Source organism: Nostoc sp. FACHB-892 (assembly GCF_014698795.1).
Lineage (GTDB): Bacteria > Cyanobacteriota > Cyanobacteriia > Cyanobacteriales > Nostocaceae > Nostoc.
In genome coordinates, this window is record NZ_JACJTR010000008.1 from 97,703 (window position 1) to 122,620 (window position 24,918).

The window sequence follows — 24,918 nt, forward strand, 5'->3', positions numbered from 1 at the left end:
CAAAGCCTCAAATAACGATTTGAGGCTTTTAGTGCTGATAAGTCTTTAAGAAAGTTTATTGTAGAAGAAAAATTACTTGACATTAATACTATCTTAACTAGCACTGGATGTCTTTAAACCGTGAGAAATATCAGGCACTCGTAACCTTGCTAGAGCAATTACGCTCCGATGCCACAACTACCCAAATCGTTGCGTCCGAACTGCGACAGCGTGTAGCCTCGTTGCAGCAATTTTTCGGGCAGCAGATTGTGCCCTTGGCTGATGAAAACTGGCGAGTCCAGTCTTATCAAACGGAAATGAGCAAGCAGTTGCGCTTGTTGGCAATAGATGTAATGTTTTTGCAAGGAGCGCGGCAAGCATCTACTGCACAAACGAGACTTCAAACGATTAGCGATCGCTTGACAACCCTCATTCAATACTGTAATGCCATTTTGCAACCAGAAGCGGAAGGAGAAAAATAACAATTGTTCACCTTTTTCTCTAATTAATCCATCATCTCATTTACAACCGTTCGTGAAAAGTTATTTTGGCAACAAGTTGGGAATAGGGAAGAGGTATTTAAATTTTTGCTTTGGGGATCGCTCTGACAATGGTCACTAAGATTAAACGTTTTAGTTTTGACCAATTTGGTTATGTACAGGGGCCATTGAAGTGGGCGCTGGCTTTTACAGCTTTCCTTTGTGCGATCTTTTAGATGGTAACTGGATATGCGATCACAAATGTTGTCTTAGGGAACTCCAAAAAATAAATTATTCAATTTCTGGACTTCACTACGACTTTCCCTGCCCCTATAGCGAGGGTATATTTTTTATTTGGAAGTCCCTAAGCTAATCGTTGTTTAAATTGCACCATTTTCATGGTAATAAAAGCTGCAAAACCTCTCCATTGCTCCCAGCAAGAACTGGCCCCCTGCGATCTCAATGTGCTTTCTTATATGCTTAACGGCTTACCCAAGCTGCTATTTGATCTTACGCAGATTGCTTTCGAGTGGGGAGCTTGCTGTTTATTTGCTTACTACCCGTGTTACTATTTTTGAGTAAAGGCGATGCAGGAGCGAAAGCGCCAATTAGTCACTAGGGAGAAATAGCGATCGCACCCTAATTTTAAATTCTTTTTGATTCAACTTGGTACTTGTCGTGGTGGCATATTGTCTTAGCCTTTTGTAAATCTTTTCTTCACGTTGTTGACATGACTTAAAGTTGCTGAATGTGGATTAATCATAGTAAAATCCGTAGCTTTTTGACTACCAAATAGTTTTTTGAATGGTGATATTGCGATTGTCAATGTGACAAAATTTCGGATTTTAAATTTTGGATAATGGAATTGAAGAGTCAAAATCTAAAATTCAATGGCAGAGCCAGTGACTTGATTGCTGGGGTCAATCTAAAATCTGAAATCTAAAATCCAAAATTGCCTTACTTGATTACGTTCGCAAATTATTCGTAAATATCAGCTTTTCAGGCGCTTTTCAAACAATACAAACTAAATTGAAGGAAACCTTATTAATGGCTTTGACACAAGGCGATATTGCTTTTATCTCTTTCAATGCCGATGAAGATGGCTGGTCTATTGTCACCTTTGTAGACATAGATCCGAATACAACTATTTACTTTAGTGACGGCACAGCTGCGAGTCCGACCGCTATTGGTAACAGTGAATCCTCGTTTGTATGGAATACGGGATCTCAGAAAATTGCTGGTGGTACTGTAGTTCGCTTTAGTGCAATTGATAGTACTAGTCGCGCATCATCTATTGGTACATTTACAGTTGTTACCTCAAGCGAGTTGGGACTCAATACAACTGATGAGACTGTTTATGCCTTTCTGGGAAATAGTGCTACTGCCCCAACCACAATTCTAACTGCCGTCTCAACTGAGGCGAATAATAACAGTCTGACTACTGTTGGACTAACTGATGGAGTTAATGCGATTAAACTCACCAGTAGCACTGACTATGGTCAGTATACTGGTTCCCGTACTGGACAAACCAGTTTGGTAGGCTATAAGGCGCTTGTTAACAACAGTGCTAATTGGACAATTGATACCGAAGGTGACGGGGCTAGGATAGTTCCTAACACCACAAACTTGGCGATCGGCAGTGGAAATCCCACAGTCAACTTATCTCTCAACACTAACTCAGGAACTGAAGCAGGAACAACCCAAATCATTGTCACCGCTACTGCATCCAGTGCCGTATCTAGTAATCAAACAGTCAATTTAGGTGTAACAGGAACAGGTATCACCACCAGTGATTACAACCTTAGCAACAATATCATCACCATTCCTAGCGGACAAACCGCAGGTTCTGTCACCTTCAGCGTTGTAGATGATGCTGTAATTGAAGGCACAGAAACCGCTACATTAACCATCAGTAATCCTTCCGCAGGTATTACACTAGGCACTACTTCCCAAAACATTGCGATCGCTGATAATGATATTGCTGCCTTCCCAACCGTCAACTTATCCCTGAGTACTACTGCTGGCTCGGAAGCAAACACAACAGCTATCACCGTTACTGCTACTGCATCCAGTGCCGTATCTAGTAATCAAACAGTCAATTTAGGTGTAACAGGAACAGGCATCACCACCAGTGATTACAACCTTAGCAACAATATCATCACCATTCCTAGCGGACAAACCGCAGGTTCCGTCACCTTCAGCGTTGTAAATGATGCTGTGGTTGAAGGCACAGAAACCGCTACATTGACCATCAGTAATCCTTCCGCAGGTATTACACTAGGCACTACTTCTCAAAACATTGCGATCGCTGATAATGATATTGCTGCCTTCCCAACCGTCAACTTATCCCTGAGTACTACTGCTGGCTCGGAAGCAAACACAACAGCTACCATCGTTACTGCTACTGCATCCAGTGCCGTATCTGGTAATCAAACAGTCAATTTAGGTGTAACAGGAACAGGCATCACCACCAGTGATTACAACCTTAGCAACAATATCATCACCATTCCTAGCGGACAAACCTCAGGTTCTGTCATCTTCAGCGTTGTAAATGATGCTGTGATTGAAGGCACAGAAACCGCTACATTGACCATCAGTAATCCTTCCTCAGGTATTACGCTAGGCACTACTTCTCAAAACTTCGCGATCGCTGATAATAATATTGCTGGCTTTCCAATTATCACGGTTTCTAGTAACAATACCGGGCCCGCCACTACAATCTTTGGAAATGGTGGCACAACTACCCCAATAACGGTACTCGATAACAACACTATCAGTAATTTAGTGTCGAATGCTCCCACAATACTACAGAACAGTACTATTACTTCTAGCCCTGGGCAATCGACGATTACTACTAACAACGTCGGAAACCTTAACTCAGTTAGTGATCTAACTAGCTTTAACAACTCCACTGTAGTCAATTCCCTAACTGGGAGCAATCTCGTGGTCGGCACTGATGCCAGTGAAAATATAAATGGTAGCCCAGGCAATGACTACCTTGATGGCAAGGGAAACAACGACACCCTCCGTGGAGGCGATGGCAATGACACAATTTTAGGCGGACTTGGCAGTGACTCCCTTTTTGGAGGCAAGGGCAATGACCGCCTCATTGGTTGGGGGGGTGGGTCAGGCGAAATTGATCTACTCAACGGTAATCAAGGTGCAGATACTTACGTCTTGGGTGATGCCAGTTCAGTTTTCTATGCCAGTTCGGGTAACGGTGACTATGCCGATATTGCCAGCTTTAAGGCTAGGGATCAAATTGAACTCAAGGGACTTGCTAATAATTACTCACTAGGGTCTGCATCAACGGTGTCTGATGACAAGTCTGCTGTCGGCATCTTTACCAACAATGGAACAGAGTTAATTGCTGTTGTTAAAGATGGGTTAAAGCTCAATACAAATTTGGCAACCGATACTGGCTTTGTATTTGTTTAACCTGTTTGCGTAATTCCCCATCCCTTTAGGGGGTGGGGATGTAAGCGAGTCAAAAACGAAACGTCCTCAAAGTATTTTTCCCACTAGCTGGAACAATCTTGAGGACAGTTGAGTTTTTGACAACATATATTATGTAAGTCCTAGTTAAATTACAATGATCGAGATCACGTTAAAAGCAAAAGCCCCGCTCAATTTTGAGCAGGACTATGTGAAGTTTTATTGCTAAAATTAGAAATGTTTATCTTAGAAAAAGTTCATTATTGTAATAACACTAACGCTAGTCAACATCATTAAAGCGCCCATGATTATAGATTCACCTAAGCGATTGGTAGATTTTGAAGTGTTCATTTAAGTAAAATCCTTTTTATTAATTGTTCCTTAACCATATCAAAATCAGTATAAATATCTATAAAAGCATTGTAAAACTTAAATTACCGCAAAGTTTCTTAGTAATTGCTTAATTTATACTTAAATATTTTTACTGAGAATGCGCCATTCTCGTAGTTTCCCCTATACCGTTCGGTTAAGGAATTTCTTGGTTGAGGCAGACAGGCGGCAGTTCGGGAATAGAACCTGTTCCTGAGAGAAAAATTATTCAACAATAACCCTCTTTCCTCAAAAGCTTCCCCTGCTCCCCCTACCGAACCGGATCACTAATTTCTCTACAACCCATTCTCCAGTTCCACAATGTAGTAATTTCCGAACAGAATAATTACCTTATCTCCGACCGGAATACGCGCCTTGGTGAGGTAAAATAAATTTCAATCAAGGTAAAATTATTTGAACAGAAAATTATCATGACAACTTCCACGCCATCTATAAACCAAGCGATCGCTTTTGACTTAGAAAAATTAAATCAGCAATTTGAAACTGCCACTCCCAAAGAAATACTGGCATGGTCTATAGAGAATATCCCAACGGGACTGGTGCAAACAAGCGCCTTTAACGTGGATGACATGATAATTACCCATATTCTTTACAGTGAACTGAAGCATCCCGTTCCTGTAATCTTTCTCGACACCTTGCACCACTTTGCCGAAAGCTTAGAATTAGTAGCCAAAGCCAAACAAGTCTACAACCTGGATTTGCAAACTTTCAAAACCCCAGACGTAGACACCCGCGAAGCCTTTGAAACCAAGTATGGCGACAAACTTTGGGACAAAGATATTGCCCAATTCCACCACATTACAAAAATTGAACCACTGTTACGGGGTCTAGACGAACTCAACAGTGTCGCTTGGATTACTGGTCGCCGCCGTGATCAAGCAGTAACCCGTGCGAATATGCCCATATTTGAATTCGACGGTAAAGGTCGGCTGAAAGTAAATCCTATCGCTACTTGGACACGCCAAGATAGTTGGCTTTATGTGGCTGAACACGGAGTCATCTACAACCCCCTCCACGACCAAGGTTATCCCAGCATCGGCGACCAACCCATCACCACCAAAGTAGGCGAAGGCGAAGACGAACGCGCCGGACGTTGGCGGGGAAGTGATAAAACAGAATGCGGAATTCATATTTAGTTGTTATGTATTAGTCATTAGTCATTAATATTTAGACAAATGACTAATGACTAAGAACAAATATGATTAAAATCCTCCATCTCTCCGACATCCACATGGGAAGCGGCTTCTCCCACGGACGAATTAATCCAGCAACCGGATTAAATACACGACTGGAGGATTTTGTCAATACCTTGTCTATATGTATTGACCGAGCGCTGACAGATGCTGTTGACATGGTGATATTTGGTGGCGATGCTTTCCCGGATGCCACACCACCGCCTTATGTACAACAAGCTTTTGCCAGCCAATTTCGTCGTCTCATGGATGCCAATATTCCAACAGTGTTGTTGGTAGGTAACCACGACCAACATTCCCAAGGACAGGGAGGAGCGAGTTTAAATATTTACCGCACTTTGGGAGTGCCAGGATTTGTTGTCGGTGACACATTAACCACTCACTGCATCGAAACCCGTAATGGCACAGTGCAAGTAATTACCCTGCCTTGGCTAACGCGTTCGACTCTGATGACTCGTCAAGAGACTGAAGGCTCGTCTTTGGCAGAAGTCAACCAACTGTTAACAGAACGTCTGCGAGTTGTTCTAGAAGGGGAAATTCGCCGTCTTGACCCCGATGTGCCTACTGTCCTTTTGGCTCACTTGATGGCTGACAATGCTAGCTTGGGGGCAGAACGCTTTTTGGCAGTAGGTAAAGGTTTTACTCTACCCCTATCTTTGCTGACGCGACCTTGTTTTGATTATGTAGCGTTGGGACACGTTCACCGCCACCAGAACCTGAATAAATCCAACAACCCGCCTGTGATTTATCCAGGGAGCATTGAGCGAGTAGATTTTAGCGAAGAGAAAGAAGACAAAGGCTATGTGATGATAGAACTGGAGCGGGGGAGGGCTGAATGGGAATTTTGTCCCTTAACAGTTCGGACTTTCCGTACCATTGAGGTGGATGTCTCGAAAGCAGATGAGCCGCAAGCGGTTTTAATGAAAGCGATCGCTAAATATAATATTGAAGATGCTGTAGTGCGGTTAATTTACAAACTGCGCTCTGAACAGATGGATTTAATTGACAGTTCCTGTCTACATACTGCTTTAAGTCCTGCTCATACCTACACCATTCAAGCAGAATTAGTGAGTCAGTTGGCTCGACCCCGGATTCCTGAATTGAGTGCGAGTAGTAGCATCGACCCAATGGAAGCCTTGAAAACTTACTTAAATAACCGCGAAGACCTCAAAGACATAGCAACATCAATGCTAGATGCTGCACAGAAGTTGCTAGCAGATGATGTAGAAGTTTGGCTAGAAGCAGCAACTAGTGAATAGGATAGATAGATATAAATTATATTTAGTACAGCGTGTAGAGACGCGTTACCAAAACTGGATAAAGTCCATCCAATTTTGCGTCTCTACTAAATCTGACAATTCAAGGTCATCTGTAAAAACCTAACCCTCTAACACCTTTCCGGACGCGGGAAGGGGAAATTTCAAAGTATCTCTCCTTTTAGGCTAAGGTATACACACAAGTCTTTCTGAACACAATTTACGGTTAAGTCTCAGAGCTACTTAGACACCTCACCCTGATTTTACTACGTAAAACCTGTCCTTCTCCTTACTAAGGGGGGATGTCCGATAGGATAGGGTGAGGTTTTGGGGGACTTTTGGGTAATCGGATAACTTGTGTGTAGGTCGTAGCCTTAAAGGAGAGAGATTTAGAGACAGGTTTTTCTACAGGGTGCTAGAACCCTTTGATAGATTGTCCGATACAGGTTAGGATAATCCATCAATTAGAGGAAAAACTTTAAGCACGCTTCATCGCGCTGCAACACAAAAATCACCTAAATTTATATTTGGGCAGATTTTTGAGGAGTTTGCTACTCTACTATCAATTGTTTTTCTTCTAGCCAGAGGAAATTTTGTAATCAGTAAACAAAATATTGAGCCTTGAATAAGCTATTCTTTACGGGTAAATCTTTTCGTTTTATAGCTTTTGTCTTACCGCTAATTACGTGGTGGGGATACAAAGAAGTACAAAACCAATTTGTACAGCCCCAAGCAGTTGTAGTGCTGGGTGGTTCAACGAAACGTTTAGAGCGAGAGAAGTTTACGGCCCAATTTGTCCGCCAGCATCCAAACATACCAATTTGGATTACTGGGGGTAGTCCACCTACATTCACACAACGAGTGTTTACCAAAGCTGGTGTTGATCCCAAACGTTTACACTTGGACTATGAGGCCGTAGATACAGTTACTAATTTTACTACTTTGGTAGATGATTTGCAAGCTCGTGGCATCAAGAGCGTTTATTTGATTACTTCAGATTTCCATATGCGTCGGGCTTGTGTCATCGGCGAAATTATTTTGGGTAGTCGAGGTATTTATTTAAAACCAGTGCCCGTTCCTTCAGAAAAACCCTCTGAATCTATTGAAAAATCTATTAGAGATGGAGCTAGAGCGATAATTTGGATAGCAACTGGTTACACTGGTGTAGATGCAGCTAAAAATAAACGGTAAATTATCAGTGCGAATTCGCATAATTTTGGTCTAACTCAATATAGGCAAATTAAGACAATTAATGCCAATAATAATAACTAAGTAATAAAAAACACATGAAACTACAATTATCCAAAAACTAGCGCAACACCAACCTTCAAACAACACAATATAAAAACCAATTAATAATTTTTACTCATTTGGTTGCTTGGTAAATACTTTGCGTCCATCAAAGTTTCGAGCTGCGACTTGGGTAACTCGAATCTATCTGTGTAGTTCAGGGAAAAAACGCCCCAACTTCTCTCACAATTTGATACCCTAGCTTAAATAGATTTGAGAAAAATTAAAGCGTGGAAATTCAACTTGGGCGGGGAAAAACAGCTCGCAGAGCTTACGGAATAGATGAAATTGCTTTAGTCCCCGGTAACAGAACACTAGATCCCAGTTTGGCAGATACTAGATGGCGTATTGGCAATATTGAGCGAGAAATCCCGATAATTGCCAGTGCGATGGATGGTGTAGTAGATGTTCGTATGGCTGTACGTTTGTCACAGTTAGGAGCATTAGGTGTCCTCAATTTAGAAGGTATTCACACTCGCTATGCTGACCCAGAGCCAATATTAGATCGGATAGCCTCTGTGGGGAAAGATGAATTTGTTGCCCTGATGCAAGAACTCTATGCCGAACCAATAAAGCCGGAATTAATTGAAAAACGTATTCAGGAAATTAAAGAACAAGGTGGCATTGCGGCGGTAAGTGCGACTCCAGCCGGTGCAAGTAAATACGGCGAGGCGGTGGCAAAAGCTGGGGCAGATTTATTTTTCGTACAGGCTACGGTAGTTTCTACTGCACATCTGTCGCCAGAGTCTATAGTACCACTTGATTTAGCAGAATTTTGCCGTTCCATGCCTATCCCTGTGGTGCTAGGTAATTGCGTGACTTACGAAGTTACGTTGAATTTGTTGAAAGCTGGGGCGGCTGGGGTATTGGTGGGAATTGGGCCTGGTGCCGCTTGTACCTCCCGTGGTGTGTTGGGTGTTGGTATACCACAGGCAACTGCGATCGCGGATTGTGCTGCTGCACGAGATGATTACTACAAGGAAACTGGTAACTATATCCCCGTTATCGCTGATGGCGGTTTAATCACCGGTGGCGACATTTGTAAATGCATCGCCTGTGGTGCTGATGGTGTGATGATTGGTTCCCCCTTTGCTAGAGCCGCAGAAGCCCCAGGACGAGGTTATCATTGGGGTATGGCGACTCCTAGCCCTGTTTTGCCTCGTGGCACCCGCATTCGCGTTGCTACCACTGGTAGCCTAGAGCAAATACTCGTTGGGCCAGCAGGGCTAGATGATGGCACTCACAATCTTTTAGGAGCCTTAAAGACCAGTATGGGCACTTTAGGAGCCAAAAATATTAAAGAAATGCAGCAAGTAGAAGTTGTGATTGCGCCTTCCCTATTAACCGAGGGTAAAGTTTACCAAAAAGCTCAACAATTAGGTATGGGGAAATAGAATTGGGGTATGGGGCATGGGGCATTGGGCATGATGTACTAGTTCATCTCCCCCTGCCCAATTCTTAAAAAATTTCTCCAGCCCCCTAAACAATTGCTGGAAAAATTCGATATGTCGCCTACAATAGAGATAGCGGAGACAAATGTTTCCGTTCACTCCTCACACCACACTCCGCCCGGACTACTGTTCGGGCGGTTCCTTATGTTTGTAAATAAATTTTAGAGCTTCTTTGCAAATGTACATCCTTGGACTCCCAAGCTGAGGTTTATTGCTATGGTAGAATTTTCACCAAGTTCAGATATTATTGGCGAAGGTTTTAGGCATGTCAACAGCCGCACAAGTTACCGATTCTAGTTTTAAGCAAGAAGTACTCGACAGCGATGTACCCGTTTTAGTTGACTTTTGGGCACCCTGGTGCGGACCATGCCGTATGGTAGCTCCTGTTGTCGATGAAATCTCCGAACAGTACAAAGGTCAAATCAAGGTCGTCAAAGTCAACACGGATGAAAATCCCCAAGTTGCTAGTCAGTACGGCATCCGCAGTATTCCCACATTAATGATTTTTAAGGGTGGACAAAAAGTGGATATGGTGGTGGGCGCTGTGCCTAAAACTACATTAGCTTCCACTCTTGAAAAGTATCTTTGAAGCTCAATTGGCAATAAAATCCTTTTGAGCTATCCATGTTGTTCTAACTTTAGGTTAATTTTTATAAACAAGTTTGAGAGGCGCGAATTTTGCCGTCTATCAAACTTGTTTACATTTGTATATAGTTTCAGGTTCCGAATATTTTTAGGAGTTTTCTAGCTCAAAAACAACTCCTTAATTCCCGTACTACCAATTTCCACCGCTAGCGCCGCCAATAGAAAGCCCAAAAGTTGGGTCACAATCACTCCACCTTCTGCACCAATCCACTGGTCAATCAGATTTGCTAAACGCAAAATCAACCAAGTAATAAACATCGCCCCTAATATACCTACCACCACAGCAATATGTGGACTCTGTGATTTCGACATCAGCAACATCACCGTCGTCAAAGTCCCTGGCCCCGCTAGCAGTGGTAAAGCTAGTGGAGTAATTGCGACATCGCGTCCTTCCTCAATAATCGGCTGATCTAATTCTCCCCGCAGCATTTGCAAAGCAATTAACAGCAACAATAGACCTCCAGCTATTCGCAAAGAGCCGATACTGATTTCTAAATAATTTAAAATTATTTGCCCAGCAAAAGCAAATAGCAAAAGAACTGCGATCGCAACGATAATTGCTTTATCTATAACTTGGTTTCTTTGGTCTGGCATCATGCCCTTAGTCAAAACTAAAACAATCGGTATATTGCCCACGGCATCCGCCAAGACAAACACAGCGATAAATGTTTGAATGAGAATAGAAATATCCACAGGAGACAGCTTTTATCAAGGTTTGATCACAACCTAATCTTTATCTTGCTCAGTTTACTAGAACCCAGAGGAAGATTAAGATCAGTAATAAAACAAGTCTGTTGAAGAAAATCTTGGCTGACGCATTTCTAATTAAGTTCCACAGATGTTGAAGTAGCGATATATTTTGATAATCTCTTTTCCATCAATCAACTGTTCGTTGTTGAATCTATGAAGCCTTATTTAGCCGCCGCTATTCAATTGACCAGTGTGCCCGACCTACAGAAAAATTTGGCACAGGCAGAAGAATTAATAGAGCTTGCCGTGCGTCAAGGTGCTGAATTGGTAGGTTTGCCAGAAAACTTTTCCTATATGGGAGAAGAAAAAGACAAACTCGCGCAAGGTGATGCGATCGCTCTTGAAAGCGAAAAATTTCTCAAAAAAATGGCTCAACGCTTTCAAATTACGATCTTGGGCGGCAGCTTTCCAGTTCCCGTAGACAATACAGGCAAAGTTTATAACACCACTCTACTCATTGACCCAAACGGTCAAGAACTTTCTCGCTACTACAAAGTACACCTATTTGATGTTAATGTCCCCGACGGCAACACCTATCGGGAATCCAGCACGGTTGTGGCTGGTACAGAACTACCACCTGTCCATTTTTCAGAAAAACTTGGTAATTTAGGGCTTTCCATTTGTTATGATGTCCGCTTCCCTGAACTGTACCGTCATCTCGCAGATAAGGGAGCTGATGTTATCTTTATTCCCGCCGCCTTTACCGCCTTTACTGGCAAAGACCACTGGCAAGTACTACTACAAGCCAGAGCCATCGAAAATACCGCCTACGTCATTGCTCCTGCCCAAACAGGCAATAACTACGCCCGCCGTCTAACCCACGGCCACGCCGTTATTATCGACCCTTGGGGCGTAATTTTAGCCGATGCTGGGGAAAAACCGGGAATTGCGATCGCAGAAATCAAACCCACTAGGTTAGAACAAGTCCGCCGTCAAATGCCCTCTTTACAGCATCGGGTGTTCTAGGGACTGGAGAGCAGGGGGAGCAGGGGGCAGGGGAAGCAGGGGAAGCAGAGAAGAAAGAATAACTAATGCCCCATGCCCAATACCCAATGCCCCATGCCCCATGCCCAACCCTTATGAATAAAACAAAAAACCGGGTAATCACCCGGTTTCTGACAACATTTAAATCCTCAGTTTTTTAGGAGCATAGTAGCACTATGCCCCGATTTATTTTTTGTCAAAATTAAACTTTAGCAGCTGACTTGGTAACAACGTTGAGTTCACCTTTAGCATACTTAGCAGCAAAATCTTCTAGAGAGATTTGCTTAATCTTGCTTGCGTTACCAGCTGTGCCAAATTGCTGATAGCGTTCAGCACAAACCTTCTGCATATATGTGATAGAAGGCTTGAGGAAGTGACGGGGGTCAAACTCCTCTGGTTTTTTAGCCAAAGCTTCACGTACAGCAGCAGTAATAGCCAAACGGTTATCGGTGTCGATGTTTACTTTACGTACACCACTCTTAATACCTTTTTGGATTTCTTCTACAGGTACGCCGTAGGTTTCAGGAATTGCACCACCATACTGGTTAATCAGTGCAAGCAAATCTTCAGGTACAGAAGAAGAACCGTGCATTACCAAGTGGGTGTTAGGCAGACGGCGGTGAATTTCTTCAATGCGGCTGATTGCCAAAATTTCCCCAGTAGGCTTGCGGGTAAACTTGTAAGCACCGTGGCTTGTGCCAATAGCAACAGCCAAAGCATCTACTTGGGTTGCTTCTACGAAGTCAACAGCTTCATCGGGGTCAGTTAACAGTTGAGAGTGGTCGAGTGTACCTTCAAACCCGTGACCATCTTCAGCTTCACCAGCACCAGTTTCTAGAGAACCCAAACAACCGAGTTCACCTTCAACGCTGACACCCAAAGCATGAGCTACATTTACAACTTCGCGGGTAACATTAACGTTGTACTCGAAGCTAGCGGGAGTTTTCGCATCAGCTTCTAAAGAACCATCCATCATTACGCTGGTGAAGTTGTTCTTAATTGCTGAGTAGCAGGTAGCAGGCGCATTACCATGATCTTGGTGCATGACAATGGGAATGTGAGGATAGGTTTCTACAGCTGCCAAAATCAGGTGGCGTAGAAAGTTTTCTCCTGCATAATTACGAGCGCCGCGTGAAGCTTGCAAAATTACGGGGCTATCTGTCTCGACAGCAGCCTTCAGGATTGCCTGAATCTGCTCCAAATTGTTAACGTTGAAAGCTGGGATGCCGTAACCGTTTTCAGCTGCGTGATCCAACAGCAGCCGCAGTGGTACAAGCGCCATAGATAGTCCTCCTAATGTGGTTGTCAGCTAGTCGGTCTGAGAAAAGCGTATTTATTACGCTAAATCTTAAGAGTTTTTTCAACTTATAGGAAATTATAACTAGTGTCGTGTATCTATGTTGAAAAAGTTTACGCCATCGTTATTATAAATGTGTTCTATACTTGCTCTCTACTGCTGTACTATGCCCTATACTTGCTCTGTGTTGCTGTACATTTAGTTACCCTACAGCTAGTAGCTCTGGTAGCCCACTATCCCAAATGGTTATTTTAAAGCGATCGCACTCCTAACTATTTTGGTAAATCTACAAGCGATCGCATCAGGCAAAAGGCTCTAGTTTCTGGACAAATGCTGCGTGTTCAGGAGATTGCAAGCCTGTTTGTAAAATACTCAACACGGACTGCATATTCCCCGCTAATAACTCTGCAACCGCTAACCACAACCCTGGAAAAATTTGACTTCGCAGAATTCCGTTACTATCAGTAGCCAACTCTACATACTCACCCTGTTCCAAATAGAACCAGGCCAATTTTTGATCGAGTACTTGCCAAACGATATATTCTTTGACTCCATTGCGACGATAGGCTTGCTTTTTAGCATGGAGGTCGATGGCGACACTACTAGCAGAAATTTCGACAATTAACTCTGGTGCGCCTTCAATATAATCATCGTCACTCAGCCTTGCTTGACCTCCCGCTTCTGGGTTGATCAGAAGTACAGCATCTGGTTGAGGTTCGTTATCTAAATCTAAGCGCACAGTGGGTTCTACTCCTAAAGCTACACCAGGTGTCGCAACTTCGTAAGTACCGAGCCATGTAAGAATCCAACCATGCGGTTGACCGTGACTTCTAAAACGTAAAGCAGCAGGCATGATGTAGACAATTCCCTCAATCAATTCGGCTTTTTTCAAGTTAGGCATGGCATTGTAGCGACGCTCAAATTCATAAAGACTGAGTTTGTCGCCATTTTCCAAAAGGGGAATTGTCCAATGCTGTGGAATTGTTTTTACCATGACAATGGTGTTTGGGATTAGTCTATGCCTATCCTACCGAATTGCAGAAATTTCTTGGATGCTGCGATCGCCTTCTTTTAATCTAAATAATATTATGTTGATTTTATGGGTCGCCCGGGATTCGAACCCGGAACTAATCGGTTAAAAGCCGAGTACTCTACCGTTGAGTTAGCGACCCTTTCTTTGCATTTCGCAACTTTGCAATCATAGCATATACATCTATAGATTTGTAAAGGGGTTTAGAAAAAATTAGCCGTCAACCTTACAGATGCTGTATAACTAGCTCCTGGTGCTAACACAGTCAGGTTATCACCAGTATTGAGAGAGTTACGGGTGGCACTCCACGGTTCTAAACAGTAGAATTCTTTGCCTTTGACTGTCCAAAATACCAAGTAGGTAGAGAAATCATCATAATCCAAAGTGAGTTTTAACTTCCGGCTGCGATCTATGGCAGTGGCCGATTTACTCGTTAACTCTCCAAAGGCAAAATCAATTTCATCACGGCTAAAGTCAAAATTGCCGTCAAAAGAGTGAAATTCCTTAGTTTGATTATCTTGATACTGCTTAGAGGGAATTTCAACCTCTAGCTGAGTTTTATCACCACACAGAAAGTAGGGATGAAAACCAGCCGAAAAAGGCATTGGTGTGGATGACAAGTTTTTATACTGCTGCCGGACTTCTAAGGTATTACCTTGAAGTTCGTAGGTGAAAGCCAGTTGAAAATCAAAAGGATAAACTGCTTTGGTTTGCTCATTGCTATCAAGAACGACAGTGAGACTAGCTTTATCTCCAGTTTCTTGTTCTGTTGCTTTCCAGGGCAATTCACGGGCAAAACCGTGTTGTTTGAGTGTATATTGTTGCCCGTTGTAAGTGTAAGTATTATCTGGTAGATTGCCACAAATAGGAAACAAAATTGGATTCCCACCTCTGACACTCAACTCAGGATGAGTAAAACGTTCTGTGTCCAGGTAAAAAATTTCTTGCCCTTGAATGCGCCAACGAGTGATGATCCCACCGCGTTCTGGTACGACTTCTAACTGAGAACCTCCGGCTTCATCAGAAAGAATGTAGGTCTTGTACTGTTGCTGTTGAACTGCAATACTAAACACAAATTTTAGTCCTACTTAATTGGGCATGGGGTATTGGGCATTGGGCATTGGGCATTAGGCATACTCTAAATCCCCACTCCCTATTCCCTACTCCCTACTCCCCACTCCCTATAATTTACTCGTCTTCTGCAAACACGAAACGATATAACTCGCTTGGGTCTGGTTCTGGGCTGCTTTCGGCGAATTTAACCGCGTCGTCGATTACATCCTGAATTTTACGATCAATGGCTTTGATTTCTGCCTCGTCCGCCAGATTTTGCTCCAGCAAATAAGCTGCTAACTTCTTAATTGGGTCACGGGCGAACCAAAATTCTTTCTCAGCTTTGCTTCGCATTTCATCAGGGTCAGCCAAGGAGTGACCCCGGAAGCGGTAGGTAAGCGCCTCAATTAATGTTGGGCCTTCACCTGCACGGGCACGGGCTACAGCTTCTTGAGCCACGGCTCGGACAGCTAGTACATCCATACCATCTACTTCTACGCCCACCATGTTAAACGCACTGGCTTTTTTATAAATCTCTGGCTGGGAAGTTGCCCGTTCGTGAGACATCCCAATAGCCCACTTGTTATTTTCGACTACAAAAAGAATTGGCAGTTTCCATAAAGCTGCCATATTTAGCGTCTCGAAAAACTGACCATTGTTAGCTGCACCGTCGCCAAAAAAGCAAGCCGTTACTTGGTCAGCATTTTTATCTCCTAGGACTTCGCGGCGGTATTTGCTTTGAAAAGCCGCTCCAGCTGCCACAGGAATTCCCTCAGCCACAAAAGCATAGCCACCTAGCAAGCGATGTTCCGCAGAAAACATGTGCATGGAACCACCGCGCCCTTTGCTGCAACCTGTGGCTTTACCAAATAATTCTGCCATTACTTCTTTTGCTGGTACTCCCGCACTCAGAGCATGAACATGGTCACGGTAGGTACTGCAAACGTAATCTTCACCCGGTCGCATTGATTGCACGACACCACTACAAACGGCTTCTTGACCGTTGTACAAATGGACAAAACCAAACATTTTGCCTCTGTAATACATTTCAGCGCACTTATCTTCAAACAAGCGCCCTAATACCATGTCCTCATACAACCGTAACCCTTCTTCTTTAGTAATGTGCGTAGTAGCAGGATTAAATGTGGGTAAAGTACGCTCTTGAACCATTATTTTTGAGTATTCCTCTTGTAAAACTTAAAGTTACGGTCGTGAAGTACTTACACTGTATATAAAGTATCAGTGTAGGTTTCGCGTCTCATTCGCCGATGCTCTGCCCTTGTGTATTCATTGCTGAATACTAGGAACTAAATCCGGTCTGAGTCTTACGCAGCGTTTCTGGCCTTGTGACCTTTATCTCCTTAAGGAAGAACCCGCGCAGCCGCCTACCTTCCGTAGGCAGTTTGATTTTCTTCGTACAACAACACCGCTTGGATTTACTGCAATGGCATACCAGCGATAGCGTGTTAAATAAGTTGGTCTGATAACAACCTCAGCTTTTAACAGGCTAGCGTTTGCAAGACTCAACAATCAAACTTTATTTATGCACCAAAAAAGGCCCTTAGGGAATAGCTGAATTTTTAATGTTTGATTTTTAAGTTTTCAGTCACTGCTCTGTGAGGAGTTGACTCTAACGACGATATCTGTCGCTTTAAGTTTTTCTCTCTCACCGAAGCAGTTTTGAGCGCCGTTAGCGGTAGCGAGTCGTTTAGCCCATAACGAGTACTGAGTAAAAACTAATATGACTCGGCTTAGGCATCAAATCAGTTCTAAGTAGTGAGTAATTACTACTTTTTACTCAGCAATTAGCACTCACCACGGGCTAAAAGCCCCGCTACCGCTAACAGCGCTCCTAAATATTCCCTTTCATAGACTAGCAATCAAGATAGACTGCTTTCTGCATATCCATTAACAATTTAAAAAAAAGAGACAAAACTCTCTACACTCAAATAGATAATTGTAATTAAAGATAAATTATGATATTATTTTCTTCTATAGTTATCAGGGTCAACCCCCAAAAGTAGTATCTTACTAACCTCCTAGTGGGAAAGTCCTTAAAAAATCAATCATCAATAGATTCTTGCAACCACAACAATTATGCCGTGATTAAAAGCGGTAGTTGTGGTTTGTGCTATCGAAGGCTGATAATAGTTGTGTTAAACAAAAATACTAAGAATTAAGACAGAAAATTGAGGTTTTCTAGGCGAAAGCAAAAAATTAGTACTAGAATGTGACTCAAAATTTCGGGAAGGTACAAAACAAGTTGTTGCAATATACACTTGTAGAGTAAATTCTATACGGCATTTTTATGGCACGGTTTTACAGGCCTGGAAAGCTCTAGGTGAATTATGTTGATCACGGTGCAGGGGAAGTAGGCTGTGCGAATTCCGCTAGATTACTACCGAATTTTAGGACTACCGTTGGCGGCAACAGATGAACAATTGCGACAGGCATACAGCGATCGCATTGTACAGTTGCCACGACGTGAGTATTCTCATGCAGCAATTTCTTCTCGTAAACAACTCATAGAAGAAGCTTACGTGGTTTTATCAGATCCAAAACAACGCAGTACCTACGATCATCTCTATCTTGCCCACGCCTATGACCCTGATAACCTTGCTGCTGCCACAGTAGCACTGGAAAATCGTACAGAAAGCACCAAAAGGGGTATTGACACCCAAAGTCTTGGTATTGAAATTAACCAAGACGAATTAGTTGGCGCTTTATTAATTTTACAAGAGTTAGGGGAATACGAACTTGTACTGAAACTAGGTCGTCCGTACTTAGTAAATAAAAATGGTGCTACAAGTGCAAGAAAAGGTCATAGTTTAGCAGACGAAGAAATTTCCGAAAGTCCTGAACATCCAGATGTTGTTCTCACTGTTGCTCTTGCTTGTCTAGAATTAGGTCGTGAACAGTGGCAGCAAGGTCACTATGAAAATGCCGCCATATCTCTAGAAACTGGTCAAGAACTGCTAGTACGTGAAGGGTTGTTCTCTAGTGTACAGGCGGAAATTCAGGCGGATCTTTACAAGTTGCGTCCATATCGAATTTTGGAGCTGCTGGCACTACCTCAAGAAAAGACTGCTGAACGAAGCCAAGGCTTGGAATTATTACAAAACCTTTTAGAAGATCGTGGTGGCATTGATGGCACGAACAATGATGAATCTGGTTTAAATATAGATGACTTTTTGCGATTTATCCAGCAGTTACGCAACCACTTAACAGTCGCAGAGCAGCATAAATTATTTGAAGCTCAAAGCAAACGTCCTTCTGCTGTTGCCACTTACTTAGCTGTTTATGCCTTGATAGCACGGGGATTTGCTCAACGGCAACCTGCTTTAATTCGTCAAGCAAGGCAAATGCTCGTGCGCCTCGGCAAACGCCAAGATGTACATTTAGAACAGTCGCTATGTGCATTACTTTTGGGACAAACTGAAGAAGCAACTCGTGTTTTAGAACTTAGTCAGGAGTACGAAGCTTTAGCTTTTATTCGGGAAAAATCTCAAGACTCTCCAGATTTGTTACCAGGGCTGTGTCTATATGCAGAACAGTGGTTGCAACACGAAGTATTTCCCCATTTTCGAGATTTGACAAATCAGCAAGCTTTCCTAAAAGATTACTTTGCTAATCAACAGGTACAAGCTTATTTAGAAGCACTCCCAACTGATGCAGAAACAACTAATGAATGGGCTGTTATTAACCCCCAGTATTTTCCTAAGGCACAGACAAATAAGCCTCATTTCCACAACAATTCAACTAAGACCTCAGCACAATTTAATCACAGCAGAACACCTGATCTAGATTTGCCAGAAACACCAACGCCCGAATATTCAAACTTATCATCACCCCTGTGGAGTTCATCTGGAAGTATAAAATCAGAGGTTCCTGCTGCTGAACGGATGACGACCAGAGGCACTAATCAGCAGTTGAATGGTTCAGCTAAAAGTGCTGCACCTGGTCATAACCAAAAGCGTAGGCGGAGAAAACCTACTCAATCTACTATCCGAGAGCGTATCCCAGATAATCGTCCTCATTCTCGTCGTCCGCGGCGGCGGCGAACTTTTGCTAACACCGTAGAAGGAAAAACACGGCTGGTATGGAGAGTGTTTATTTCTTTGGTGAGTCTATTAGTTCTCTGGGTGGTAGCCACAACAACTTTTGGATGGTTAAAAAATCTGTTTTTCCCTACACCACCTATACGTGGTTCAGAGTTGTCTGTACAGATAAATCAACCACCAATACCTATTCCTACTCCAAATAGTAAACCAGGAGCATTAGATGGCCCTTTAACAAATGCAACGGCAGAGGAAGTTATTCGGACTTGGTTCTCGACCAAAGCCGCAGCTTTAGGGCCCAATCATGAGATTAATAATTTAGAGCAGATTTTAACTGGTTCTGCTTTATCTCAATGGCGGCTGATTGCTCAACAGTATAGGTCAGACAATCGCTACGGCAAGTACGACCATAGCCTGAAAATAGAATCTGTTGAGAAAATTGATTTATTTGCAGATCGTGCCGCAGTGGAAGCTACGGTTAAGGAAGTTACACAGTTCTATGAAAATGGCCAGTTTCAAAACTCTTCTAACGATGATTTGCGAGTTCGGTATGATTTGATTCGAGAACAAGGGAAATGGCGCATTCAGAGTATATCTGCTGTGAATCGAATAATTAGATAAGGTTAAATTTTTAGGCAAGTTTGGAAAGCCATTGCATCAACTTAGTAGTAAAAGCTGGGGAAAGCATCTTTACTAGGTCTACCACGTCCAGTATGTTTTTTTACCTCCTTAACCTGGATATTAGCTAGTTGGTGTAAGGGCAACTTAGAACTGAGCCGTTACGCAACCAGAGCATCTTTTGAGCAAGCAAATTTTTGGTTTAGCAACTGCCGAAGTTCAAATTAGTATTTTTGCAGCAGTTAGAGTACCTGGGACTCTCGATACCCAACGAAATTTAAATGTTCTGGACGCATCCCTTCTCCTAAAAGATGCTCTGTCGCTTTGCCTACGAAAAAATTTTCAAACAAATATAATGGCGCACTTACGAACCCTAAGCCGTTTAAAATTATTGCTTTTACAACTTAACCAGCACTAATGATTTCTTGAGGGTGAGTTCCCAGGAGTCGGTTAATTTGTTCTACTAGATTCATCTCATCACAGATGCCTGCGATTATGCCGCAGTGGTCAATATCCTGTACTCTGATATCTAATGGTGATGCTGTCATGCTTCTCAAATGCAGCATTTAGGTCATTTTCAAAAATACAGCATTTACGAGCCTACCTGTGGAATTTGGGGTCAACAGTCTTTCGTGTTATTCCATCCCCTAAAAGGGGATGGGATGAGCTTAATCTTCCTTAGGGACATCCAAAAATTAAATTACTCAATTCCTACGTCCAATACGACTGTCCGATTTCTGCTTCCCCTGCTCCCCCTGCTCACCAAAGCGATTGATTATTTTTTTCTTTGGAAGTCCTTTAGCATCTTTGGCGATTTGTAAAAGAAACTTGGGTATCTTCAGATGGATAAGAGTAAACAAGTTAATGGAAGTCTATTTTAATTCATTTCATGATGCTTGTCTCCAGAAACTATTGGGAAACATAACCATACGAATAATCAAAGAGAATTACTATGTCCTTCAAAATTTTGGCTTTAGACGGTGGCGGTATTCGTGGAGTCGTTGCAGCACGAATACTTCAACAAGTAGAACAAGAAATTAGAAATCAGGGGAAAGGGAACTTCTTACACGAATACTTTGATCTTATTGCTGGCACTTCTACTGGTTCAATATTAGCAGGAGGGATTGCTGTAGGAAAACAGAGTGATGAACTCATTAATCTGTATAAAAATAGAGGTAAAGATATATTTCCGCCAAGTAGAAAAGATCGTTATAAAAACTTTCCGTCCATCATTAAATCAATTATTGATGTATTCTCACCATCTAAATATTCTCATGATGGAATTATTAGCGTCCTCAAAGATGCCTATAAATCCACAAGAATAAAAGATATTGAAAAACCTATTATTTTAATTCTTGCTTACGATACTTTGTATCGTAATACGACATTTTTTACAAACTGTCATCCCGATCTAGAAGATAGATGGTACGATGACTGTTATTTATGGGAGATATGTACCGCTTCTGCCTCAGCTCCTACTTTTTTCCCACCATATAAATTAGAACCTGTAGATAAAGAAAAATTTGGCGATTGGGAATTCCCTCACATTGATGGAGGAATTTCCGCTAATAACCCTGCTCTCGCAGCTTTGAGCCTAGTTATGAGGATTAGTCAATCTTCAGTATCCCCACCAATCAAGCAAAAATATAAACTTGATAATCTACGATTAGAAGATATTTCTATTCTTTCTATTGGCACAGGTCAAACTGGTGAACCATATCAATATGAGCAAATAAGCAAATGGAGAGGCTTAGACTGGGTAAAAAATCTGACTAACATTTTTATGGAACCTACATCTGAGATTGATAGTACTATTTGCCGACAAATTATGGGTGGGTACGATTCCAAACGTTACTTACGGCTTCAGTTTGATTTAAATGAAACATTCCAACCCAAACCAAAAGAGACTTATAAAGATCCTCGCATTGTATTACCTCCAGAAGAGCGAAAAAACCGATTTACAGGGAAAAAAGTTAGTGAAGAAATAGATAACACTAATTCGGAGATTATTCAGCAGTTAATAGATACTACTTCTGCATTCATTGATCAAGGTCTTACGTACTATACTAGAAACAACTCTGGTTCTCCGATAAAAAAGGCGATCGCCTCTTTTATTAAAGATAACTAGTACAGCGCGGCGGAAATAAACAACCCATTGTAAATCAACGAAACGCCTACACTATATTCATTTTGACTTTTGACTTCCGCCTTGCGTTACTAGTGTATTCACGTAGGCATATTAATATTAACTAATATTAGGATCAGATATCTCGTATTTCTACGATACTTATGTAGAAATACGAGCTATTTTATTGAAAACTTTATTAATATCAGTGTGAATTACAGATGTGAATAGAAGAAATTCTTGCTATTTCAAATTACTTACATTAATCCTTAAATATTTTATAAATCAGTATTATTGTGTATACATTGTGACTTTAATTTGGGTATATTGAATATAAGGACAAGTTAGACAAGTTCTACAGAACTTAATGTTTTTAACTTTTCTCTACTAGCTTTGGCTACTAAATAATCCAGATTTGTTCTCTTAATGACAGTAGAGAACAAATCGGGTTAAATCAAGCTGACTAAGTTCTGTGAAAACTCTTATTTCACCAAACAACAGGTTACATTTTCTTAATTAATACACTATCTAAATCAGTTTTTTAACTGATTATTACAGCAATAAAGCTGCTGTTACAAAATTTTTTCGTTTATTTTAGGTTGAGATAACAATGTTAGTAATTTACAGTGGTGAGCGTGGTAGTGGCAGATAGAAGGAGTGTGGAGTTTTCCTTCGACTGCTTGCATAAATTTTCTCATGTTGTACTCAAAAAAGTGACATTTTTCGTATTAAAGTCGGGAGATAAGTTTAAATCGCGGCAATGAACAAATAATTACTAATTCGTAATACTCGCCTCTGGCAAGAAGCAAGCTACGTAATTCGTAATTGAAGGATACAGAGTCACTTGATTAATCATTACAAATTATTTTGACTTCGTTAATGACACAATTGAATGGGATGAGTTCGACTTGACGAGTACCCCCATGCCCGTAGGTCAAACTCACACTTAGATAGCTATCTGGCTTGTAGGGCAATCGTTCCGCCCATTCAACTGCCACAATTCCTGGTATGACTTCAATACCTTCCCAGTAACTTTCTAAATTCAAGGCTGCAACTTCTTGTGGATTTAAGCGATATAAATCTAGGTGGTAAAGGGGGAGGCGTCCTTCCGTGTACTCATTAATCAGGGTGAAAGTTGGACTGACAATAGGTTCAGCGATTCCCAAACCCTTGCCAATACCTTGAACTAGGGTAGTTTTACCAGCACCTAAATCACCTTCTAGTAAAATTACACTGCCAGGGGTCAGGGATTCACTGAGAGTAATACCTAAGCGTAATGTCGCTTCTGTATCTGCAAGGAAAAGTTTCATAATTAGTCATTAGTCATTAGTCATTAGTCATTAGTCATTAGTCATTAGTCATTTGTTTAGACTAATGACTAATTTTGATTTTCCTTAATTTTGAATTTTGAATTTTGAATTCCCCGAAGGGACTGACTTCTGCCGTACCACCGTAATAGCACTCGTGCTAGTTTCTGCGGATTGTGACGGACAAAACCCGTTTCATCTTCATACAAAACATTAGCTGCAACAATCCTTCGCCCTAGCTGAGTTACGGCTTCTCTATCTAGGAAAACCGGATGGGAGTTTTGTTCGGCGTAGCGGATGAGTGATTGCTCTGAGGGGGATTTTTTGTGGATTAGCACAGCATCGAATAGCCGTCTTTGCCCACAAGCAGCATCAATTGCTCTGATGTGATCGGCAACAGTGTAACCTTCAGTTTCTCCTGGTTGAGTCATTATATTGCAGATATAAATACGGGGGGCATCTGTTTGAGCGATCGCATCGGCAATTTCTGGTACTAATAAATTAGGAATCAAGCTTGTATAAAGGCTACCTGGGCCAATAATAATGTAATCAGCTTCTTTAAGTGCCTTAATAGCTGCTGGTACTGCCGGAGGATTAGCTGGAATACAGCCAACTTTGACAATTTTACCGCCAGCTTTGGGAATGCTAGACTCTCCATCAATGCGGCGACCATCGGCTAATTCTGCCCAGAGGTGAACATCACTGAGAGTTGCTGGTAGTACTTGTCCCCGTACTGCTAGTACTTTGGAACTAGCTGCAACTGCTTGTTCTAAATCTCCAGTAATGTCACTCATTGCCGTTAAAAACAAATTGCCAAAACTGTGACCCGTTAACCCATCTCCAGCCCGAAAACGGTATTGAAACAATTCTGTTAATAACTTTTCTTCATCTGCTAGCGCAGCCAAACAATTGCGAATATCCCCTGGTGGTAGCACTCCAAATTCTTGACGCAACCGCCCAGAAGATCCACCATCGTCGGCGACAGTAACAATAGCAGTAATATTAGCGCTGTAGGTTTTTAGTCCCCTCAACAACGTAGAAAGTCCCGTACCACCACCAATTACCACTATTTTCGGGCCTCGGTACAATCGATGATGCGCCAGCAAGACATCGATGAGTTCTTCTCCGCCTTCTGCTCTTAGTACCTTGGTAATTGAGCCTACAGTGCGAGTTTGTCCCCAAAGCACTAACAGCAAGCCGCCAAGCAGCACCAAAGGCCCACTAACATAGTTGGGTAAAATGTTGGTGATTACTCCCAGGAAACCCCTAAACAACTCAATCATCCAAAAAATTGGGGTCAGCTTAATCCAGATAGCTAACCCCAAACTCGCCAGCAGTACACCCCCAACACTGATTAACAACCAACGTTTTACCGACAGTCCAGGGGATAACCATTTGAACCACTGGTTAACCCGATAGGAAGTACGAGAGCGCGACTGCTTTTGCAGGGCGTTGAGGGCTTGTCTGAGAAAACCAATTGACATACCTGATTTACAGCAGTGCTACAAACAATAATTAACAGAAAATGTACACCACTTGGTTTAAAACACTAGGCGTGAAACTATTATATTTGTCAAT

17 protein-coding genes, 1 tRNA gene and 1 pseudogene are annotated in these 24,918 nt (G+C 42.1%); 10 read left to right on the forward strand and 9 right to left on the reverse strand.

Annotated features, from left to right (window positions below; genetic code table 11):
* Positions 1 to 107 precede the first annotated feature (107 nt).
* From patD to trxA, 7 genes are all read left to right on the forward strand, one after another.
* The gene (gene patD / locus H6G96_RS13210; protein WP_190911879.1) at positions 108 to 461 is read left to right on the forward strand and encodes a heterocyst frequency control protein PatD; all 354 of its coding nucleotides are present in this window, start codon (positions 108 to 110) and stop codon (positions 459 to 461) included.
* A 1,044-nt stretch (positions 462 to 1,505) separates the two neighbouring features.
* Positions 1,506 to 3,896 carry a Calx-beta domain-containing protein gene (locus H6G96_RS13215; RefSeq protein WP_190911880.1) on the forward strand — a complete coding sequence of 797 codons (2,391 nt, stop codon included), beginning with the start codon at positions 1,506 to 1,508 and terminating at the stop codon, positions 3,894 to 3,896.
* A 797-nt stretch (positions 3,897 to 4,693) separates the two neighbouring features.
* Entirely contained in the window at positions 4,694 to 5,419 is a 726-nt protein-coding gene (cysH, locus tag H6G96_RS13220; RefSeq protein ID WP_190911881.1) for a phosphoadenosine phosphosulfate reductase, read from the forward strand.
* A 62-nt stretch (positions 5,420 to 5,481) separates the two neighbouring features.
* A complete protein-coding gene (locus H6G96_RS13225; protein ID WP_190911882.1) occupies positions 5,482 to 6,735 on the forward strand; it encodes an exonuclease SbcCD subunit D in 1,254 nt (417 codons plus the stop codon).
* Positions 6,736 to 7,353: 618 nt separating this feature from the next.
* Positions 7,354 to 7,923, forward strand: a complete 570-nt coding sequence (locus H6G96_RS13230) for a YdcF family protein (protein WP_199339519.1) — start codon at positions 7,354 to 7,356, stop codon at positions 7,921 to 7,923.
* Between the two features lie 329 nt (positions 7,924 to 8,252).
* On the forward strand, positions 8,253 to 9,416 hold the full coding sequence (locus H6G96_RS13235) for a GuaB3 family IMP dehydrogenase-related protein (protein ID WP_190731615.1): 1,164 nt from the start codon (positions 8,253 to 8,255) through the stop codon (positions 9,414 to 9,416).
* Positions 9,417 to 9,738: 322 nt separating this feature from the next.
* Entirely contained in the window at positions 9,739 to 10,062 is a 324-nt protein-coding gene (gene trxA, locus H6G96_RS13240; RefSeq protein ID WP_190731613.1) for a thioredoxin, read from the forward strand.
* A 155-nt stretch (positions 10,063 to 10,217) separates the two neighbouring features.
* On the opposite strand, the gene H6G96_RS13245 is transcribed toward trxA, so the two are convergent.
* The gene (locus tag H6G96_RS13245) at positions 10,218 to 10,811 is read right to left on the reverse strand and encodes a MarC family protein (RefSeq protein ID WP_190911883.1); all 594 of its coding nucleotides are present in this window, start codon (positions 10,809 to 10,811) and stop codon (positions 10,218 to 10,220) included.
* A 210-nt stretch (positions 10,812 to 11,021) separates the two neighbouring features.
* Between H6G96_RS13245 and H6G96_RS13250 the strand changes: the two genes are divergently transcribed.
* Complete coding sequence (locus H6G96_RS13250; protein WP_190911884.1) at positions 11,022 to 11,834, forward strand: carbon-nitrogen hydrolase family protein; 813 nt, start codon at positions 11,022 to 11,024, stop codon at positions 11,832 to 11,834.
* Between the two features lie 220 nt (positions 11,835 to 12,054).
* Here the strand turns inward: H6G96_RS13250 and fba are convergent, their stop codons facing one another.
* From fba to pdhA, 5 genes are all read right to left on the reverse strand, one after another.
* On the reverse strand, positions 12,055 to 13,134 hold the full coding sequence (gene fba / locus H6G96_RS13255; protein ID WP_012411833.1) for a class II fructose-bisphosphate aldolase: 1,080 nt from the start codon (positions 13,132 to 13,134) through the stop codon (positions 12,055 to 12,057).
* Positions 13,135 to 13,450: 316 nt separating this feature from the next.
* Positions 13,451 to 14,143 carry a Uma2 family endonuclease gene (locus H6G96_RS13260; protein WP_190911885.1) on the reverse strand — a complete coding sequence of 231 codons (693 nt, stop codon included), beginning with the start codon at positions 14,141 to 14,143 and terminating at the stop codon, positions 13,451 to 13,453.
* A gap of 106 nt (positions 14,144 to 14,249) precedes the next feature.
* Positions 14,250 to 14,321, reverse strand: a tRNA-Lys gene (locus H6G96_RS13265).
* 61 nt (positions 14,322 to 14,382) lie between these two features.
* Positions 14,383 to 15,252, reverse strand: coding sequence for an aldose epimerase (locus tag H6G96_RS13270; protein WP_190911886.1), 870 nt, complete (start codon positions 15,250 to 15,252; stop codon positions 14,383 to 14,385).
* A 115-nt stretch (positions 15,253 to 15,367) separates the two neighbouring features.
* Entirely contained in the window at positions 15,368 to 16,402 is a 1,035-nt protein-coding gene (gene pdhA, locus H6G96_RS13275; RefSeq protein ID WP_190911887.1) for a pyruvate dehydrogenase (acetyl-transferring) E1 component subunit alpha, read from the reverse strand.
* A gap of 1,208 nt (positions 16,403 to 17,610) precedes the next feature.
* Between pdhA and H6G96_RS13280 the strand changes: the two genes are divergently transcribed.
* A complete protein-coding gene (locus H6G96_RS13280; protein ID WP_190911888.1) occupies positions 17,611 to 19,911 on the forward strand; it encodes an IMS domain-containing protein in 2,301 nt (766 codons plus the stop codon).
* Positions 19,912 to 20,183: 272 nt separating this feature from the next.
* Here H6G96_RS13280 and H6G96_RS13285 read toward each other — a convergent pair.
* Positions 20,184 to 20,456, reverse strand: a pseudogene (locus tag H6G96_RS13285) (DUF4277 domain-containing protein); the annotation flags it as partial.
* 404 nt (positions 20,457 to 20,860) lie between these two features.
* Here H6G96_RS13285 and H6G96_RS13290 point away from each other — a divergent pair.
* Positions 20,861 to 22,036 (forward strand): patatin-like phospholipase family protein, encoded by a 1,176-nt coding sequence (locus H6G96_RS13290; protein WP_190911889.1) that lies wholly within the window; start codon positions 20,861 to 20,863, stop codon positions 22,034 to 22,036.
* 845 nt (positions 22,037 to 22,881) lie between these two features.
* Here H6G96_RS13290 and tsaE read toward each other — a convergent pair.
* Both tsaE and H6G96_RS13300 read right to left on the reverse strand, forming a co-directional pair.
* Positions 22,882 to 23,343: a tRNA (adenosine(37)-N6)-threonylcarbamoyltransferase complex ATPase subunit type 1 TsaE gene (tsaE, locus tag H6G96_RS13295; RefSeq protein WP_190911890.1), complete on the reverse strand. Its 462-nt coding sequence runs from the start codon at positions 23,341 to 23,343 to the stop codon at positions 22,882 to 22,884.
* A gap of 68 nt (positions 23,344 to 23,411) precedes the next feature.
* On the reverse strand, positions 23,412 to 24,824 hold the full coding sequence (locus H6G96_RS13300) for a gluconeogenesis factor YvcK family protein (RefSeq protein ID WP_190911891.1): 1,413 nt from the start codon (positions 24,822 to 24,824) through the stop codon (positions 23,412 to 23,414).
* Between the last annotated feature and the right edge of the window lie 94 nt (positions 24,825 to 24,918).

Coding starts and splice junctions, on each gene's coding strand:
- H6G96_RS13290 (WP_190911889.1), top strand. CDS start 20,861: ATGTCCTTCAAAATTTTGGCTTTAGACGGTGGCGGTATTCGTGGAGTC.
- H6G96_RS13250 (WP_190911884.1), top strand. CDS start 11,022: ATGAAGCCTTATTTAGCCGCCGCTATTCAATTGACCAGTGTGCCCGAC.
- trxA (WP_190731613.1), top strand. CDS start 9,739: ATGTCAACAGCCGCACAAGTTACCGATTCTAGTTTTAAGCAAGAAGTA.
- cysH (WP_190911881.1), top strand. CDS start 4,694: ATGACAACTTCCACGCCATCTATAAACCAAGCGATCGCTTTTGACTTA.
- pdhA (WP_190911887.1), bottom strand. CDS start 16,402: ATGGTTCAAGAGCGTACTTTACCCACATTTAATCCTGCTACTACGCAC.
- H6G96_RS13215 (WP_190911880.1), top strand. CDS start 1,506: ATGGCTTTGACACAAGGCGATATTGCTTTTATCTCTTTCAATGCCGAT.
- H6G96_RS13225 (WP_190911882.1), top strand. CDS start 5,482: ATGATTAAAATCCTCCATCTCTCCGACATCCACATGGGAAGCGGCTTC.
- fba (WP_012411833.1), bottom strand. CDS start 13,134: ATGGCGCTTGTACCACTGCGGCTGCTGTTGGATCACGCAGCTGAAAAC.
- H6G96_RS13300 (WP_190911891.1), bottom strand. CDS start 24,824: ATGTCAATTGGTTTTCTCAGACAAGCCCTCAACGCCCTGCAAAAGCAG.
- patD (WP_190911879.1), top strand. CDS start 108: ATGTCTTTAAACCGTGAGAAATATCAGGCACTCGTAACCTTGCTAGAG.
- H6G96_RS13260 (WP_190911885.1), bottom strand. CDS start 14,143: ATGGTAAAAACAATTCCACAGCATTGGACAATTCCCCTTTTGGAAAAT.
- tsaE (WP_190911890.1), bottom strand. CDS start 23,343: ATGAAACTTTTCCTTGCAGATACAGAAGCGACATTACGCTTAGGTATT.